This window comes from Denitromonas halophila, from assembly GCF_007625155.1.
GTDB lineage: Bacteria > Pseudomonadota > Gammaproteobacteria > Burkholderiales > Rhodocyclaceae > Nitrogeniibacter > Nitrogeniibacter halophilus.
Genome location: NZ_VMNK01000006.1, coordinates 257,052 through 274,123 on the forward strand (window position 1 = coordinate 257,052; position 17,072 = coordinate 274,123).

At 65.3% G+C, this 17,072-nt stretch carries 11 protein-coding genes; 3 read left to right on the forward strand and 8 right to left on the reverse strand.

All coding sequences use genetic code 11. The annotated features are described in order from the left end of the window. Nucleotides 1-104 precede the first annotated feature (104 nt). On the forward strand, nt 105-686 hold the full coding sequence (locus FHP91_RS08265) for a rhomboid family intramembrane serine protease (protein ID WP_144175344.1): 582 nt from the start codon (nt 105-107) through the stop codon (nt 684-686). On the opposite strand, the gene FHP91_RS08270 is transcribed toward FHP91_RS08265, so the two are convergent. Continuing rightward, nucleotides 652-3,948 carry an EAL domain-containing protein gene (locus FHP91_RS08270; RefSeq protein ID WP_144309117.1) on the reverse strand — a complete coding sequence of 1,099 codons (3,297 nt, stop codon included), beginning with the start codon at nt 3,946-3,948 and terminating at the stop codon, nt 652-654. The genes FHP91_RS08265 and FHP91_RS08270 overlap by 35 nt on opposite strands. 194 nt (nt 3,949-4,142) lie before the next feature. Between FHP91_RS08270 and FHP91_RS08275 the strand changes: the two genes are divergently transcribed. Together FHP91_RS08275 and FHP91_RS08280 are read left to right on the forward strand one after the other, a co-directional pair. Beyond that, nucleotides 4,143-4,964: a crotonase/enoyl-CoA hydratase family protein gene (locus FHP91_RS08275; RefSeq protein WP_144309118.1), complete on the forward strand. Its 822-nt coding sequence runs from the start codon at nt 4,143-4,145 to the stop codon at nt 4,962-4,964. Between the two features lie 108 nt (nt 4,965-5,072). Then, a complete protein-coding gene (locus FHP91_RS08280) occupies nt 5,073-6,686 on the forward strand; it encodes an LCCL domain-containing protein (RefSeq protein WP_144309119.1) in 1,614 nt (537 codons plus the stop codon). A 57-nt stretch (nt 6,687-6,743) separates the two neighbouring features. On the opposite strand, the gene FHP91_RS08285 is transcribed toward FHP91_RS08280, so the two are convergent. From FHP91_RS08285 to FHP91_RS08315, 7 genes are all read right to left on the reverse strand, one after another. Further along, nucleotides 6,744-8,534, reverse strand: a complete 1,791-nt coding sequence (locus FHP91_RS08285) for an acyl-CoA dehydrogenase C-terminal domain-containing protein (protein ID WP_144309120.1) — start codon at nt 8,532-8,534, stop codon at nt 6,744-6,746. Between the two features lie 124 nt (nt 8,535-8,658). Further along, on the reverse strand, nt 8,659-9,855 hold the full coding sequence (locus tag FHP91_RS08290; protein WP_144309121.1) for an acetyl-CoA C-acyltransferase: 1,197 nt from the start codon (nt 9,853-9,855) through the stop codon (nt 8,659-8,661). A gap of 13 nt (nt 9,856-9,868) precedes the next feature. Continuing rightward, nucleotides 9,869-12,250, reverse strand: coding sequence for a 3-hydroxyacyl-CoA dehydrogenase/enoyl-CoA hydratase family protein (locus FHP91_RS08295; protein WP_144309122.1), 2,382 nt, complete (start codon nt 12,248-12,250; stop codon nt 9,869-9,871). A 268-nt stretch (nt 12,251-12,518) separates the two neighbouring features. Continuing rightward, nucleotides 12,519-13,211: a TetR/AcrR family transcriptional regulator gene (locus FHP91_RS08300; protein ID WP_144175331.1), complete on the reverse strand. Its 693-nt coding sequence runs from the start codon at nt 13,209-13,211 to the stop codon at nt 12,519-12,521. Between the two features lie 61 nt (nt 13,212-13,272). After that, a complete protein-coding gene (locus FHP91_RS08305) occupies nt 13,273-14,547 on the reverse strand; it encodes an OmpP1/FadL family transporter (RefSeq protein ID WP_391527564.1) in 1,275 nt (424 codons plus the stop codon). Nucleotides 14,548-14,666: 119 nt separating this feature from the next. Further along, the gene (locus FHP91_RS08310; protein WP_144309124.1) at nt 14,667-15,071 is read right to left on the reverse strand and encodes an acyl-CoA thioesterase; all 405 of its coding nucleotides are present in this window, start codon (nt 15,069-15,071) and stop codon (nt 14,667-14,669) included. A 19-nt stretch (nt 15,072-15,090) separates the two neighbouring features. Beyond that, on the reverse strand, nt 15,091-17,070 hold the full coding sequence (locus tag FHP91_RS08315) for a 3-hydroxyacyl-CoA dehydrogenase NAD-binding domain-containing protein (protein WP_144309125.1): 1,980 nt from the start codon (nt 17,068-17,070) through the stop codon (nt 15,091-15,093). Nucleotides 17,071-17,072: the final 2 nt, after the last annotated feature.

Here is a 17,072-nt window from a genome sequence, read left to right on the forward strand (position 1 = left end):
TATACTGCGCCTTTCGGCGGCCCGCTGCCGCGGTGCTTGCCGGCACTGGAACCTGCGACGCCCGCCCGCACTCTCACCCAGGACTTTTCTGAGGAATCCGCCGTATGCCACCGGTCACCCGTGCATTGATCATCAGCACCGTGCTGATTTTTTTGCTGCAACTGAACGGCGGCATGGTCTATCTGACGCCCTTTGCGCTGTGGCCCACACTGGGCAATGTGCTGACCGCCCCCTGGCAACTGGTGAGCTACAGCTTTCTGCACGGCGGGATCGGTCACATCTTCTTCAACATGTTCGCGGTGTATATGTTCGGCAGCGAGCTGGAGCGCGTCTTTGGCGCGCGCCGCTACGCCATGTTGTGGTTCGCCGGGGTGATCAGCGGGGCCTTGGCGCAGATCGCGGTCGGCATGCTGTTTGGCTCACAGGCGCCCGTCATCGGGGCGTCGGCCGGCGTGTTCGGGCTCCTGCTGACCTATGGCGTGCTGTTTCCGAAGCGCCGTGTGGTGCTGCTGATCCCGCCGATCCCGATGCCGGCGGCGTTATTCGTGGCGCTGTATGGCGCGCTCGAACTCTTCCTCGGCGTCACCGGCCTGCAAACCGGCGTGGCACATTTTGCCCACCTGGGCGGCATGCTCGGCGCAGGCTTGATGCTCAGGTACTTTTGGTCGTCTCGACTTCGGCGCTGAGCCAGGTGTCGGTAAACACCGTCGCCGGCACCGGCTTGCCATAGAAGTAGCCCTGCAAAATGCGGCACCCCCCGGCGACGAGAAAATCGCGCTGGGCGGCGGTCTCCACCCCCTCAGCGACCACCGCCATCCCCAGGTCGCGGGCCAGCGACATGGTGGCGCTGGCGATGGCGCGGTCTTCGGCGTCGTCGGGCAGATCCTTGACGAAAGAGCGGTCGATCTTGAGCCGGTGGATCGGGAAGCGCTTGAGATAGGCGAGGCTGGAATAGCCCGTGCCGAAATCATCCAGCGCGAGCGTGAAGCCCATGTCGCGCAGGCCCCACAGCCGATCGACAATATCGCTGCCGGCCTGCATCAGCGCGCTTTCGGTGATCTCGAGTTCGATCTGGGCCGGGTCGGCGCCGGTCTCATCGAGAATGTCCTTGAGCCGCGTCTCGAAGCCGGCATGACGGAACTGGATGGCCGAGATGTTGATCGCCACGCGCACATCGGGGCGCCCCTCGCTCGCCCACTGGCGCTGCTGACGACAGGCCTCGCGCAGCACCCAGTCGCCAATCGGCAGAATCAGGCCCGAGGTTTCGGCCACCGGGATGAAGCGGTGCGGCGGCACCTCGCCCAGATCGCGGCTGGTCCAGCGCAGCAGCGCCTCGCAGCCCACCACATGGCCCTCCGGCATGCCCATCTGCGGCTGGTAGTGCAGCGCCAGTTCGTTGCGCTCGATGGCGCGGCGCAAAGCGGTTTCGAGCATCAAGCGCTGATAGGCCTGGGCGTTCATGCGATCTTCAAAGAAGCGGTAAGTGTTGCGCCCCGCATCTTTGGCACCATACATGGCCAGATCGGCCTGCTTGAGCAAGCTGTCGACATCACAGGCGTCCTGCGGGTAGAGCGCTATCCCGATGCTGGCCGACACCACCAGTTCGTGCCCCTCGATCGAGAAAGGCGACACCAGCGCCGAAGTGATCTGGCGCGCCACGGCGGCGGCGTCTTCGGGCTGTCCGAGCCGCGGCACCAGCACCACGAATTCGTCGCCGCCGAGGCGCGCCAGCAGGTCTTCGTCACGCAGAACGGACTTCAAGCGATCGGCAACCGCCCTGAGCAGCAGGTCGCCGACCGGATGGCCGAGCGAATCATTGACCGTCTTGAACTGGTCGAGATCGAGAAACAGGACCGCCAACTGGTCGCCATGGCGCTCGGCGCTATTGAGCGCCTGCGCCGTGTTGCGCATCCACAGGGCGCGGTTGGGCAGTTGGGTGAGTCCGTCGTAGTGCGCGAGAAACTGGATATGCGCTTCGGACTCACGCGCCAGCGTCACGTCCTGCACCGTGCCGCGCACCCGCAAGTCGCCATTCGGCAAGCTCACGCTCTCAATCTGGAAGTGACCAATACACGCCGCCTCGCCCCCACGGGAAAATCGTGCATCCAAGGTGGCGGCGCCAACGGCATGGCGCAGGCGGTCGATCGCTTCGGCCAGGTGGTGGCGATCATGCTCGGCCACACAGGCCAGCATGCTCGCCAGGTCGGTCGATGAATCGACCGCGAGACCGAGCAGGCGACACAGCTCATCAGAACAGCGCAGCCCCGACGCCCCGTCCAGCTCCCAGCTCCCCAGCTGCGCAATCGCCTGCGCGCGGGCCAGCGCGACCTGCTGTTCGCGCAGGCGTTCGCTGGTGGCCGCCAGCTGTGCGGTGCGCTTGCTGACCAGCCCCTCAACCTGGAGCGTATGGGCGCTGGTCAGCAGCAAAAACGCGCCCAGCATGCCAACCGCCAACAGGTTGGTCACCAGCGCAATCCAGACCACCCACCCGCGCTGCAAGGAGGCATAGCCGGGCAATGCCGAGACGCGCACATCCCAGGTGCGGCTGGCAAAGCTGAAGTTGTCCGCCAGATTCAATCCGTCCGCGGCGCTCAGATCGCGCTCGCACCCAGCGGGGCCGTATAAGCGCACCGGGCCCTGCGTCGGGTCCAGATCCGACATACACAGGCGCAGATGGGGCGACAGGCGATTCTCGATCGCGGCGTCTACCGTGTCCCCCAGGCGCAAGGCGACATACGCCATGCCCAGGCGCTTCGGCGGACTCTGCCCGAGCTCGATGTCGAACACCGGTTGGTAGATGACCACACCGAACTGGTCACCCGTTTCCTGCTGCAGCCGGATCGGCGGTGTCGCCACGGGCAGTCCTGTCCGCTCAGCCTGCTCCAGGGCCACCCGCGCAGGCCCGAAACCCAGCGGGTTGAGCCCGATCACCGCGCGATTGACGGCAATGGGCTCGGCATAAACGATCGGGTAGTAGCGCGGCGCCGGTTTGACCGCCAAGGCGTGTCCGTCGTCATCGCGCTCAAAGATGTCAAAGTCCTCGCCCAGCTCGGCACGCATGCGCTGCATGAAGGCCGGGCGCTCCGCTTCGGTCACGCTCGGCGCCCAACCCATGACTCGCAAGCCCGGGTAACGCGCAAACCAGGGTTGGCTGAACAGGCGGAAGGACTGCACATCGGCGCCGCGCTGCACGGTGGCCATACGCTCCAGCGCCTGCAAGGCATCGAGATGGTCTTTGACCCGCGTGAAGATGCGCCCCATCAAGGCATTGGCGTCACGCTGGAACTCATCTTCCAGACGCTGCTTCTCCCAACTGCCAACCTGAAAAATCAGCAAGGCCATCATCAGCAAGGCAAAACACATCGGCGGCGCGACGACGCGCCTGCGGGGTGCCCAGGCGTCTCTCGGGCGCCCCAGCATCACGAAAATCAGCGGCACACAAATGAGTACGCCGAGCGAATCGCCCGCCCACCAGTTCCACCAGCTGAACGCCGCCTCTTCCATCGGCAGCGAGCCGGTCAATACCAGCACACCCACGCCGATACTGGCATTGATCAGGCAACTGATCGGCCCCGCCAAGAACAGAAAGGACATGATCTGCCGGGCGCGATCGAGCACGACCGGGAAGCCTGTCCAGCGCCTTGCCAGTGCCGCGCCGGCCGCCGCTTGCAACACGGCCCCGACCGCCACAAAAAACGGCGCCACACTGCCTGATGCCGGCAAACCGGCTTGCCACAAGGCCACCAGATTGACCGCCAGCGCACCCAGCCCGATGGCCGGCAGCATGCGCAGCCCATAGAGCAACACACCCGCCAAGGCGATACCGGCAGGCGGAAACAATGGCGCCACATAGCCGGGTGAAATGGCCATTTGAAGCGACAACACCCCTGTCACCGAGTAAGCCAGAAACAACAGGATGGCGTGCTTGAGCCAGGTTGGAGTCAGCATTGAGAAATGCGCAAAAAAGTGCCTGAGAGATTGACGGAGTCTACGGCACATCGAGGCGAATCTTGATCTAGATCCAGTACTGCGTCGGTCGCTTTGTGATGACCGGCAGGCACCGCGAGTCGCGATGCAGGGGAGAGCCGCAAGCGTGCCAAATCCGTTACCATGCAGCTTTCAATTCAAACGGTCGTTTGATTATGACAAGCCCTGATTTCGCCAATCTCTCGCTGTCGCTAGACAACGGCATTGCCCGCATCGCCTTCAACCGCCCCGACTGCGCCAACGCCCTGGATGCCGAGTTATGGGACGCCATGCGACGCGCCTTCCAGTGGGCGGACGACACCGATGCCGTGCGCGTGATCGTGCTGGCCGGCGAGGGCAAGCACTTCTGCGCCGGCATTGACCTTGCCCTGCTCGCCGGCGTCCCGGCGCGCATCCGCCACGCCGACCCCGCGCGTGCCCAAGAGAAACTGCGCCGCCTGATCCTCGACATGCAGGACTGCGTGAGCGCCATCGCCCGTTGCCGCAAACCGGTCATCGCCGCCATTCAGGGCGCCTGCATCGGCGGCGGGGTGGACATCGTCACCGCCTGCGACATGCGTTATGCCAGCGCCGAGGCGCGCTTTTCGGTGCGCGAGATCGACATGGCCATGGCGGCCGACGTCGGCACACTGCAGCGCCTGCCACGCTTGATCCCCGACGGCATCGCGCGCGAACTGGCCTTCACCGGCCGGGAGTTCGGTGCGACCGAGGCGGCACAACTCGGCCTGGTCAATCGCGTGTTCGACACCCCCGAGGCCTTGTCCGCCGGAGTGGAGAAGATCGCACAGGCCATCGCCGGAAAATCGCCCCTGGCCATCCGCGGCACCAAAGCGGTGATGGACTATAGCCGCGATCACAGCATCGAAGACGGCCTGCGCTTCGTCGCCAACTGGAACGCCAGCGCCCTGCTCACCCGTGACATGCAAGTCGCCGCCCAAGCCATGCAGACCCGCCAGGCCCCGCCGTTCGACGACTGAACATCATTGAAAGTCCCCACCCACCGCCTATGCTTAGCTTGATGGCATAGGCGTGGGTCCGGCCGGGTCCACACGCCACCGCAGGACGGCCAGCTGGGGGGGATCGCCTTGGGTAAAACGGCATTCATCAGCCACGCCTCCGAAGACGCCGCACGCGCCATGGAGGTGTGCATCGCGCTCGAAGCGCAAGGCGTGCCGTGCTGGATCGCGCCGCGCGACGTCACGCCGGGCCGTGACTACGCCTCCGAAATTCTCGACGGCATCGCCGACAGCGCAGTGTTCGTGGTGCTGCTGTCGGCCGAGGCCAACGCATCGGGTTTCGTGCGGCGCGAGGTGGAACGCGCAGTCAGCAAGAACAAACCAGTGTTCCCCGTGCGCCTCGAAGATGTGGTGCCGTCCAAGGCGCTGGAGCTGTTCATCTCCTCGGCCCACTGGATCGATGCCTGGGCGGCACCACGCGAGGTGCACTGGCAGCGCCTGGCAGAGGTGATCCGAGAGGAGGCTGGCAGGCCGCCTCCTGGCCCCGTGCTTGCCCCGACATCCGGCGGCCCGCCACCGGTCAAGAAGCGTGGCCCCCCGATCGTGCTGGCCGGGGTCGTTGCGGTGGCACTGCTCGGTGGCCTCGGCTGGTGGCTGTCGCGCGCCCCGGCACCGCCGACGACCGCTCCCCTTTCTGCAGCGAAGCACGACACGCCCTCGGCCGACACACCGCCCGTCGACGAGCCGGCAGCACACACTCCATCGACCGCGGCGCCCGCTCCCAAGGCGAGCGCCCCTTCGCCCGCCATGGCGGCCTCCGCGTCCGACGCCGGCCCCTGCCCGCAGCGCCTGTCGGTCAATCCCGCGCTGGAGACACCCTTCGCCTGCCACTGCAGCGCCGAGGCCGCACGCGACGGCACGGTGTGGGGCACCGACAACTACACCGTCGACTCGACCCTGTGCGCCGCGGCCGTACATGCCGGCGTGATCGGCCGCGAGGGCGGCACGGTCACGGCGCTGCGCGAGGCGGGGCGCGACATCTACATCGGCACCGCACGCCACGGTATCGCCAGCTACGACTACGGCCGCAATGCCCGCAGCCTGCGCTTTGCCGGCGCGCCGGCGCCGACACCCGGCCCTGAACCCTGCCCCCAGCGGCTGTCGATCAACCCCGATCTGCCGCTGCCCTACACGTGCCACTGCACGGCCGGGGCGATACGCGAGGGCGCTGTCTGGGGGACGGATGTCTATACACGCGACTCCAACCTGTGTGGCGCAGCGGCCCATGCCGGCGCGGTCGGACGCGAGGGCGGCGACGTCACTGCGCGCGACGCACCGGGGCGCGATCTGTACATCGGCACCTCGCGCCACGGCATCGCCAGCAACGACTACGGCCGCTACGCCCACAGCATCCGTTTCGACAGCATAGCGGTCGCGACCGGGCCGGAACCCTGCCCGCAACGCCTGTCGATCAACCCTGATCTGCCCACGCCCTTCACCTGTATCTGTAGCGCCGAGGCCGTCCGCAGCGGCACGGTGTGGGGCACCGATGTGTATACCGGCGACTCCGGCCTGTGCAGCGCCGCCGTCCATGCCGGCGCGGTGGCACGCTCCGGCGGCCCCATCACGGTCTATCGCGAGGCCGGGCGCGAGCTGTATGTGGGCAGCCAGCGCAACGGCATCAGCAGCGGCGATTACGGCCACTATGCCAGCAGCCTCCGCTTCCTGATCCGGACCTTCTGAACGCCGACAGCCCGCACTTGGCGGGCCGTCTGTCGTCTGCGCAGGCAGGACGTAAGCTCAGAACCAGTCTTCCTCCATCGCCATCAGCGGTTCCACACCGGCTCGCGCGGTACGGATCAGCGACGCCGTCTCGGGCAGCAGCCTGGCAAAGTAGAAGCGCGCCGTGACCAGCTTGGCAGCATAGAAGCTATCGCCGCTGTCTGCCTTGTCGAGCGCCACGCGAGCCATGCGTGCCCACAGGTAGGCGAACACCAGGTGACCGACCACGCGCAGGTAATCGACCGCGGCGGCACCGACTTCCTCGGGGTTGCTCATCGCCTTCATGCCGACCTCGGCCGTCAGCTTGGTGACCTTCTCGCCCAGATCGGCCAGCGGCAACAGGAACTCCTGCATGCGCGCGTCCTGCATGTTGGCCATCGCGAACTGCTGGATCTCGGCGCCGAACTTCTTCAGCGCCGCACCCTGATCGCCGAGCACCTTGCGGCCGAGCAGGTCGAGCGACTGGATGGTGTTGGTGCCTTCGTAGATCATGTTGATGCGGTTGTCGCGCACGTACTGTTCCATGCCCCACTCGCGAATGAAGCCGTGGCCACCGAAAACCTGCATGCAGTGCGAGGTGGCCAGCCAGCCGTTGTCGGTGAGGAAGGCTTTGACGATGGGCGTCAGCAGGGCGATGGTTTCGCCGGTGTTGCGGTGCACCTCGGCGTCGTTGGTGTTCTGCTCGCGGTCGATCAACAGCGCGATGTACATGCCCAGCGCCCGACCGCCTTCGGCGTAGGCGCGCGCGGTGAGCAGCATCTTGCGCACGTCGGGGTGGACGATGATCGGGTCGGCGGCCTTGTCCTTGGCCTTGGCGCCGGACAGCGCGCGGCTCTGGGTGCGGTCCTTGGCGTAGGCGGCGGCGTTCTGGTAGGCCACTTCGGTCAGGCCGAGCGACTGCATGCCGACACCGAGGCGGGCGGCGTTCATCATCACGAACATGGCGGCCAGGCCCTTGTTGGGCTCGCCCACCAGGGTGCCGACGGCGCCGTCGAGCACCATCTGGCAGGTGGAGTTGCCGTGGATGCCCATCTTGTGTTCGATGGCGCCGCAGTAGATGCCGTTGCGCTCGCCCACGCTGCCATCGGCGTTCACATGGAACTTGGGCACGATGAACAGCGAGATGCCACGGCTGCCGGCCGGCGCCTCGGGCAGGCGGGCCAGCACCAGGTGGATGATGTTCTCGGCCATGTCGTGCTCGCCGGAGGAGATGAAGATCTTCTCGCCGGTGATGCGGTAGCTGCCATCGCCCTGCGGCTCGGCCTTGCTGCGCAGCAGGCCGAGGTCGGTGCCGGCATGCGGCTCGGTCAGGCACATGGTGCCGGTCCACTCACCGCTGGTGAGCTTGGGCAGGTAGGTGGCCTTCTGCTCGGGCGTGCCGTGCGCACGCAAGGCATCGTAGGCGCCGTGGGTCAGGCCCGGGTACATGGTCCACGCCTGGTTGGCGCTGTTGAGCATTTCGTAGAAGGCCTGGTTGAGCGTCACCGGCAGGCCCTGGCCGCCGTAGTCGGGGTCGCAGGACAGCGCCGCCCAGCCGCCATCGACAAACTGGCGATAGGCGTCGGCAAAGCCCGGCGGGGTGGTCACGGCATGGGTTTGCGTATCCAGCGTGCAGCCGATCTCGTCACCCTCGCGGTTGAGCGGAAACAGCACTTCGGACGCAAACTTGCCGCCCTCTTCGAGCACGGCGTTGATGGTGTCGACATCCAGCTCGGCATGCGCCGGCATGGCCTTGAAGGCCTCCTCCACTTGCAGCACCTCGTGCAGCACGAATTGCATGTCACGCAGGGGCGGGGTGTATTGACTCATCGCGATCTCCTCAATGCGGCGGCCTCTTTCGTGCCGCGCTTAAACCGAACGTTCGTACGTTTTTAGGTGCAAAAAAATGAGCAGGTGAAAGGCGCCGACGCAACGCGCCGGCGCCTCCGTGGCATTAAACGCGTTCGAAAATACCCGCCGCGCCCATGCCGGTGCCGATGCACATGGTGACCATGCCGTACTTGACGGCCGGGTCACGCTGCATGGCGCTCATGATGGTAGCGGTGCGGATCGCGCCGGTGGCACCCAGCGGGTGGCCCAGCGCGATGGCACCGCCCAACGGGTTCACCTTGCTCGGGTCGAGTTCCAGCTGGCGCATCACCGCCAGCGACTGCGCGGCAAAGGCTTCGTTCAGCTCGATCCAGTCCAGTTGCGACTGCGTCAGGCCGCCGGCCTTGAGCGCCCGCGGGATGGCCTCGATGGGGCCGATGCCCATGATGTGCGGCGGCACACCGGCGACCGAGAAGCTGACGAAACGGGCGATCGGCGTCACGCCATAGCGCTTGACCGCGGCCTCGCTCATCAGCAGCACCGCGCCGGCGCCGTCGGACATCTGCGAGCTGTTGCCGGCGGTGACCGAGCCGCGCGCGGCGAACACCGGCCGCAGCTTGCCGAGCTTCTCGACCGCCGCATCCGCACGCGGGCCTTCGTCGGTGTCGCACAGCGACTCGATCACGCGGACCGTGCCGCCCTCGCCCGGCACATGGGTGCGCACGGTGTAGGGGGTAATCTCGTCCCTGAAGTGACCGGCGGCAATGGCCGCGCAGGCGCGCTGGTTGGATTGCAGCGCGAAGGCGTCCTGGTCCTCGCGGCTGACCTTCCACTGCTCGGCCACCTTCTCGGCGGTCAGGCCCATGCCGAAGGCGATGCCGAAGTTCTCTTCCTTCGCGAAGATGGCCGGGTTGAGGCTCACCTTGTTGCCCATGATCTGCGGCATCACGCTCATCGACTCGGTGCCGGCGGCGATCATCACGTCGGCCTGGCCGAGACGGATCTGGTTGGCGGCGTCGGACACCGCCTGGATGCCCGAGGCGCAGAAGCGGTTGGTGGTCACGCCGGGCACGGTGTCGGGCAGGCCAGCCAGCAGCAGGCCGATACGGGCCACGTTCATGCCCTGCTCGGCTTCGGGCATGGCGCAGCCGACGATCACGTCGCCGATCTCCGAGGCATCCAGCCCCGGCACCTTGTCGACCACGGCGCGCAGCACATGCGCGAGCATGTCGTCGGGGCGCACGTTGCGGAACATGCCGTTGCGCTTGGCCACCGGGGTACGGGTGGCGGCGACGATGTAGGCTTCTTGAATCTGTTTCATCTGTGTCTCCCGATCAGTTACGCAGCGGCTTGCCGGTTTCCAGCATATGCTGTATGCGCTGCTGGGTTTTTTCGTTCTTGAGCAGCGTGACGAACTGGGCGCGCTCGACGTCGAGAATCCACTGCTCGCTCACCCGCGCATTGGTCTCCACCTCGCCACCGCACAAGGCAGTCGCAGCGGCCTTGGCCACGGTGTAGTCGTGCGCGGAGATAAAGCCGCCTTCGGCCATGTTCATCAGCATCATTTCGCAGGTGGCGATGCCGTTGCGACCGGCGACCGTCACCGCGTTGCTCATCATCGGCGGGCGGTAGCCGGCTTCGGCCATGGCGCGCGCCCGGCGGATCGCCGCGTAGAGCAGCTCATGCGGGTTGAACAGAATGTCGTCCGAGGCCTTGGCGAAGCCCAGCTGCACGGCTTCTAGCGCACTCTTGGCGACGGTCGCCATGGCGATGGTCTGGAAGCTGTTCTGGATGTAGAGATACACATCGCCGCCGGCCGCGCGCTGCGCCAGGGTGTGCGCCTGCAGGGCGAACTCCTTGCAGCCGCCACCGGCCGGGATCAGGCCCACACCGGCCTCGACCAGGCCAACATAGCTTTCCAGCGCCATCACACGGTGCGACGCATGCATCACGAACTCGCAACCGCCGCCCAGCGCCATGCCCTGCACCGCGGCCACCACCGGCACCTGCGCATGCTTGAGCGTCATCGAGGCGCGCTGGAACTTGTCCACCGTGCGCTCGAGCAGGTCGAACTCGCCGGCCTTGAGCGCCTCGGCCACCTGCATCAGGTTGGCACCGACAGCGAAGGGCGCGTCATGCCACACCACCAGGCCGTCGAGATCGCGCTCGGCGCGGGCCACGGCCTCGATCACGCCGTCGAGCACTTCGTTGCCGATGGCGTGGGCCTTCGAGGTGATCGACAGAATACCGATGCGCGCGTCCTGATCAGGGCGGGTCCACAGGCGCACGCCGTCGTTCTCCCAGATCGTCTCGCCACGGTCTTTCGGCGCCTCGCCGAGGACCTGCTCGGGGTAGAGCTGGCGGTCATACACCGTCAGGGCCGAACGCGCCTTCAGCGCATCGTCGGCCGCGGAGTAGGAACCGGCCGCTTCGTGCACGCCCTTGCGGGCAAACACCCAGGCCGGCAACGGGGCATTGACCATGGTCTTGCCGGCGTCGATGTCAGCCTGGATCGCTTGCGCGATGTCGGCCCAGCCAGCGGCCTGCCAGGTCTCGAACGGACCCATGCTCCAGCCAAAGCCCCAACGCATGGCGAAATCCAGATCGCGCGCGTTGTCGGCGATGTCGGCCAGGTGATAGGCGCAGTAATGGAACACGTCGCGGAAGATGGCCCACAGGAACTGCGCCTGCGGGTGGCTGCTGGCGCGCAGCTGGGCGAACTTCTCGGCCGGATTGCGGTTCTTGAGAATGGCCGCCACTTCGGGGGCCACCTCGCCGGCGCTGGGGCGGTAGTCCTGCTGCGCCACGTCGAGCACCATGATTTTCTTGCCTTCCTTGCGGAAGATGCCGGCGCGGGTCTTCTGACCCAGCGCGCCTTTTTCAATCAGCGCGCTCAGCCACAGCGGCGCCTTGAACAGGTCGTGCCACGGGTCATTCGGCAAGGTCGCGTCCATGGTGCCGATCACATGCGCCAGGGTGTCCAGACCGACGACGTCGGCGGTGCGGTAGGTGGCGCTCTTGGGGCGGCCGATGCTCGGGCCGGTCAGTGCATCGACTTCGTCAAAACCGAGGCCGAGCTGCTGGGTGTGATGCATCACCGCCAGAATCGAGAACACGCCGACGCGGTTGGCGACGAAGTTGGGCGTGTCCTTGGCGCGCACGATGCTCTTGCCCAGGCGGGTGGTCAGCCAGGCTTCGAGATCGTCGAGCATCTGAGCGTCGGTCGTCGCGGTGGGGATCAACTCGACCAGCGGCATGTAGCGCGGCGGGTTGAAGAAGTGGATGCCGCAGAAGCGCGGACGCAACTCGGCGGGCATGCCTTCGGACAGCGCGTTGATCGGCAGGCCCGAGGTGTTGGAGGCGAAGATGGCATCGGGCCGGACGTAGGGGGCGACCTTGGCGTAGAGGTCGAGCTTCCACTCCATCTTTTCGGCGATGGCCTCGATGATCAGATCGCACTCGCGCAGCTTTTCCAGATCCGAGCCGTAGTTGGCGGCCTCGATGTACTGCGCGCGGTCCTTGCTGCCCAGCGGCTTGGGGTCGAGCTTCTTGAGGCTGGCGATGGCCTTGTCCACGATGCCGTTGGGCTTGCCGTCCTTGGCCGGCAGGTCAAACAGCACGACGGGCACATCGGCATTGGCGCAGTGGGCGGCGATCTGCGCCCCCATCACGCCGGCGCCCAGCACCGCCACCTTGCGAATGATCAGTTTGCTCACATGCTCCTCCTGTCACTTCCGTGAGTACGTTGGCCGGCTTTGCCGGCAGCAGGGCGGTGTTGTCGCGAGGCTCCGCGGCGGCTGCCGAGGTGCATCACCAACCCGCACTATTCTTTTGCCGAGGCGTTCAATATGGTCCGCTTCGGCGGTCTTTTCCACCTGCCTGAAAGACACCTGTTCAGGCAGTTCATTCCCGACTCAATAAAATAGATCGAACGTTCGTTTGAATTTTAACTAAAAAAAATGGTTTGGCAAGACCTCTCGAACATCATGTGCCCAGGGCGACTGCCAAAGCCCCCGCCGCAGGCGACACATCAGCCGATGGCGCATTGAAGCCCGCCACGATAAAAGGCATCAGCCGACGCAACATCGCCTCGGGACACCCCGCTTCCTCCAGCGCATAGATCTCGGTCATGCGCATCACGTCCTTGCCCGCCATTGCGTAGGCGACCATGCCGACAAAGAAGTACATCCGCCAGACCACGTCCGCCTCGGACAGCGCCGGCAAGGCGCGCATGAAAGCGCACTTGTAGCGCTCAACAGCCTCAGCGTATTCGGTGGGGAAGAAATCCTCCACCCCGGCCTCTGGTTCGTAAAAAGCCCGGCCGATCATCTGCTTGAACACGGCACCGGAGATAGTGCCCTTACGGGTCAGGCGCAGTGCAGACGAGATGAACGCCTCAACCAGCACGTCCACCGGAACCGGCGCACCACCCGCCTGCGCCTCCAGGCGATCGAGATAGCCCACCCGGCTGGTATCACGCTGGCCCAACGCCCGAGCATACACAGCCTCCATCAAGCCCTTCTTGGAGCCGAAGTGATAGCTCACCATCGCCAGCGGCACGCCGGCTTCGGTGGTGATCTTGCGTAGCGACGTCGCAGCAAAGCCGTGTTCGGTGAACAGATGCTCAGCCGCGTCGAGCAGGCGGGTTTTGGCGTCAGTGGTATCGCTGCGGGTCATGTTCGTATCAAGGCAAAGAAAAACGGCGCGGCTATCGCCGCGCCGCTCGATCCGGTGAGGATCAGAACGCCATGGAGTACTGGGCGCCGAGGATCAACACGCTGGAGTCGTAGGTCCCCGTCACACGACCACGGCCAAGTGCGCTCTGGTCGTTGTCGATTTTGGTTTCGGGCACGATCAGGTAAGCGATACCGAAATCAAGCTTCGACGTCGGCGTCACCGCCCACTGCGCACCAGCACTTAGCCAAGTCCGGTTGCTATCCGGCAACGACACGAGACGCAGTTGCGCACTGCGCACCGGCGTCTGATCGTAGGCCACGCCGAACTTCAGCTTCCAGTCGTCATTCAGCTTGTAGTTGGCACCGAGTGCGACACGCCAGGTATCGCGAAACTCTGCGTCCAGCGTCTGCACGGTTTGGCCCGACAGCGTACCGGAGGTGCGGACGATGTCGATTTTCTTGATGCTGCTCCAACCGGTCCAGGACAGATCACCGAGCATTTCCCAGCGATCGTTCAGCTGTTGGGTCAAGCTCAAAATAAAGGTGTCAGGCAGTTCGACATCGGCCTCGGCCTTACCCGTGGTGAGCGAAGCGGCCGCGCCGGCCAGCGTGCCGTCGACCTTCAGATCGCCCGTCAGCGTGTGCTTGACCTTGGAGCGATACGACACGCCCAAACGGGTCGTATCGGACAAGGTAAACAACGCGCCAACGTTCCAGCCCCAACTGTCGTCCGAGGCATCCAGCGTAACATTGGTCGAAGCGAGGGCGGCACTGGCTACCGCAGCAGTACGCACATACTCCGCCTCCATCCGCTGCCAGTTCAAACCAAAACCAACCGACACTTTGTCGTTGACGCGATACGCGATCGACGGGTTGATGTTGACGGTCTTGATGTCGAACTTCTGTGCCTGAGCGGCACCGACCCATGCCTCGTCATACTCAGTCACCAGACCAAAAGGACCGCTCATGCCGACGCCAACGTACAGATCTTTGGTCAAGGCCCAGGACAGATACGCATTGGGGATGAATGCCCATGAGCCGGCATCGTCGCCGTCGCCCGACCCCGCCAGCGCACCAACACTCGAACCTTCGTCCTTGAACTTGAAGGACGGCAGAACAGCATTCATACCGCCGGATACCTCACGCTCTTTCAACTGAGTCATGCCTGCCGGGTTAAAGAAGATCGTGCTGGCGTTGTCGGCCACCGCGGCTGAACCCGCATATGCATTGCCCAGGCCGCTGGCGTTCTGCTCCAACAACTGGAAACCCGCCGCGGTGACGTGACCGCTACCCAAAGCCAGCAGGGCCAGGGGAACCATGCGTGCGATGTGTTTCATTTTCATTTTTTGTCTCCTCACTGCGCTAATTAATGCCCTTGCGGGTCTTCCGCCCGATCCACATGACCGGGCCCTCAATACAGGCTGCCACCCCCAGTGGCCATCCTATTGATTCAGTTCTATCTGGGCGGCAATGGCCGCTTCTTCCCTTCGTTGTCCACCGACACATAGGTCAGTTTGGCCTCGGTCACCTTCACCACCACCGGGTCTTCCGGATGCCGCTCGGCATAGACCTCGACCGCGATGGTGATCGAGGTACGCCCTTCCTTGACGATGGTGGCGTAGAAGCTGAGCAGGTCGCCCACCGACACCGGCTGTTTGAAAAGGAAGGAGTCGATGCTGATCGTCGCGACCCGACCGCAGGCCCGCCGCCGTGCGGGAATGGCGCCTGCAATATCGACCTGCGCGGCGATCCAGCCGCCGAAAACGTCGCCGGTCGGGTTGGTGTCGGCCGGCATGGGCATCACGCGCAAGGCGAGATCCCGGTCGTCAGGCAGGCTGCAAATCTGGGTGTCGTGAGTCATGTGCTTTACTCCGTGTCCGTCAGGCGCCTTCCGGCACCAAAGGCGAAACCGGGTCATCAATGACTGGCCCGTCGCCCCGCGTCTGCAAGGTCTGGATCGGCCCGCCGCGGAATGGCGCAAAACCGGTTCCGAAGATCACGCCGGCGTCGGCAAGGTCGCCATCGGCCACCACGCCAGCGCGTACACAGCGCTTCGTAGCCTGCAAAAGTGGTTCGATGATACGGTCAGCCAAACCGGCAGGGATTGATCCAGATGTGGCTTTTTGTGCCTTGCCGCCCGCCCATACATAGAAACCTTCACCGGATTTCTTGCCCAGCTTGCCCGCCTCGACCCGCTGCATCAGACCGCGCGGCGCGGCACCGGCATCGCTACCGGTGAGCGCCTGACCTGCCGCCACGGCAATGTCGAGGCCGACGGTATCGACCAGCTCGACCGGCCCGATCGGCATACCCCAGGCGACCAGCGCGGCGTCGATGGTTTCGGGCGCAATGCCCTCATCCACGCAGCGCAGGGCTTCGAGCATGTAGGGGCCGAGCACGGCGTTGACCAGGAAGCCCGGCGCACTCTTGACCGGCAGCGGCAGCTTGTCGATCTTGCGCACGAAGGTGGCGGCGCGCTTGACCGCGTCGGTATCGGACTGCTCGCCGGTGACCACTTCGACCAGCGGCAGCATGGCCACCGGGTTGAAAAAGTGGATGCCGACCAGTCGCTCGGGTGCGCTCAGCGCCGTGGCAATGTCTTCGAGCCGCAGACTGGAGGTGTTGGTGGCCAGCACGGCCTCCGGCTTGGCGCGGCGTTCGATATCGGCAAACAGCGCGCGCTTGGCCTCGAGGTTTTCGTAGATCGCCTCGATGATCACGTCGGCATGCGCCACGCCATGACCCTGCGGATCGGGAATCAGGCGGTCGAGTGCGAAGCGCGCCTGACGCTTGTCACTACGGAATTTCTTGTCGTAAAGCTTGGCGGCGCGCGCCACGCCCGGTGCGATGCGCTCGGCGGACTGGTCTTGCAAGGTCACGGTCATGCCGCGCAGCGCACACCACGCGGCGATGTCACCGCCCATCACGCCGGCGCCGACCACATGCACCCGCTGGGGCGCGAAGTCACTGTCCTTGCCAAAGCCCTTGAGGCGCTCCTGCAGGAAAAACACGCGCACCAGATTCTTGGCGGTGGATGAACGGAAGATCGCATCCATCGACGAGGCACTGCTGCTCGGCACATCCAGCGCATTGCCGCCGTAGTTGGCCCAGATATCGATAATCGCGTAAGGCGCGGGATAGTGCTCAGGGCGGGCCTTGGTGGCCACCTGCTTGCGCGCCTTGCTGGCCACGATCGACTTGAGCGGGCCGTTCAACAAGCGCTGCATGAGGGGCAGTTTCCGCGCCGGCTGGCCGGATAGTGCCAGCACACGTGCGGCGTTGTCCATCACCCGCGGCGCAACGCAAGCGTCGGCCATACCGAGCCGATAGGCACGCCTGGCGTCCAGGCCCTTGCCGGTGAGCATCAGGTCCAGCGCCGCGCCCGGGCCGATCAGCTCGGGCAGTCGCAGCATGCCGCCCCAGCCCGGCACAATACCGAGCATGACTTCGGGCAGCGCCAGCCGGGTGCCGGGTTCATCCACCACGATGCGATACCGGCAGGCCAGCGCCAACTCCAGACCGCCGCCCATGCAGTGGCCGCGAATCAGGGCCAGCGTCGGGAAGCTCACCGCGGCGAGCTGATTCATCAGATCCCAGCCGCGCTTGACCAGCGCACGCGCCGCCTCGGCCGAGTCTACCTGCGTGAACTCTTCGATATTGGCGCCGGCAATAAACCCGGCCGGCTTGGCCGAGGCAATCACCAGCGCCTTGGGCGGCTGGCTGGACAACGCCGACAACACGCGCGAGAGTTCGCTCATCGCCTCGGACGAGAGCGTGTTGGTGCTGCTCTCGGCCGCGTCAAAGTCCAGCCAGGCCAGGCCACCGTCTTCACGGCGCAATTGCCAATGTTTATAGGTCATTC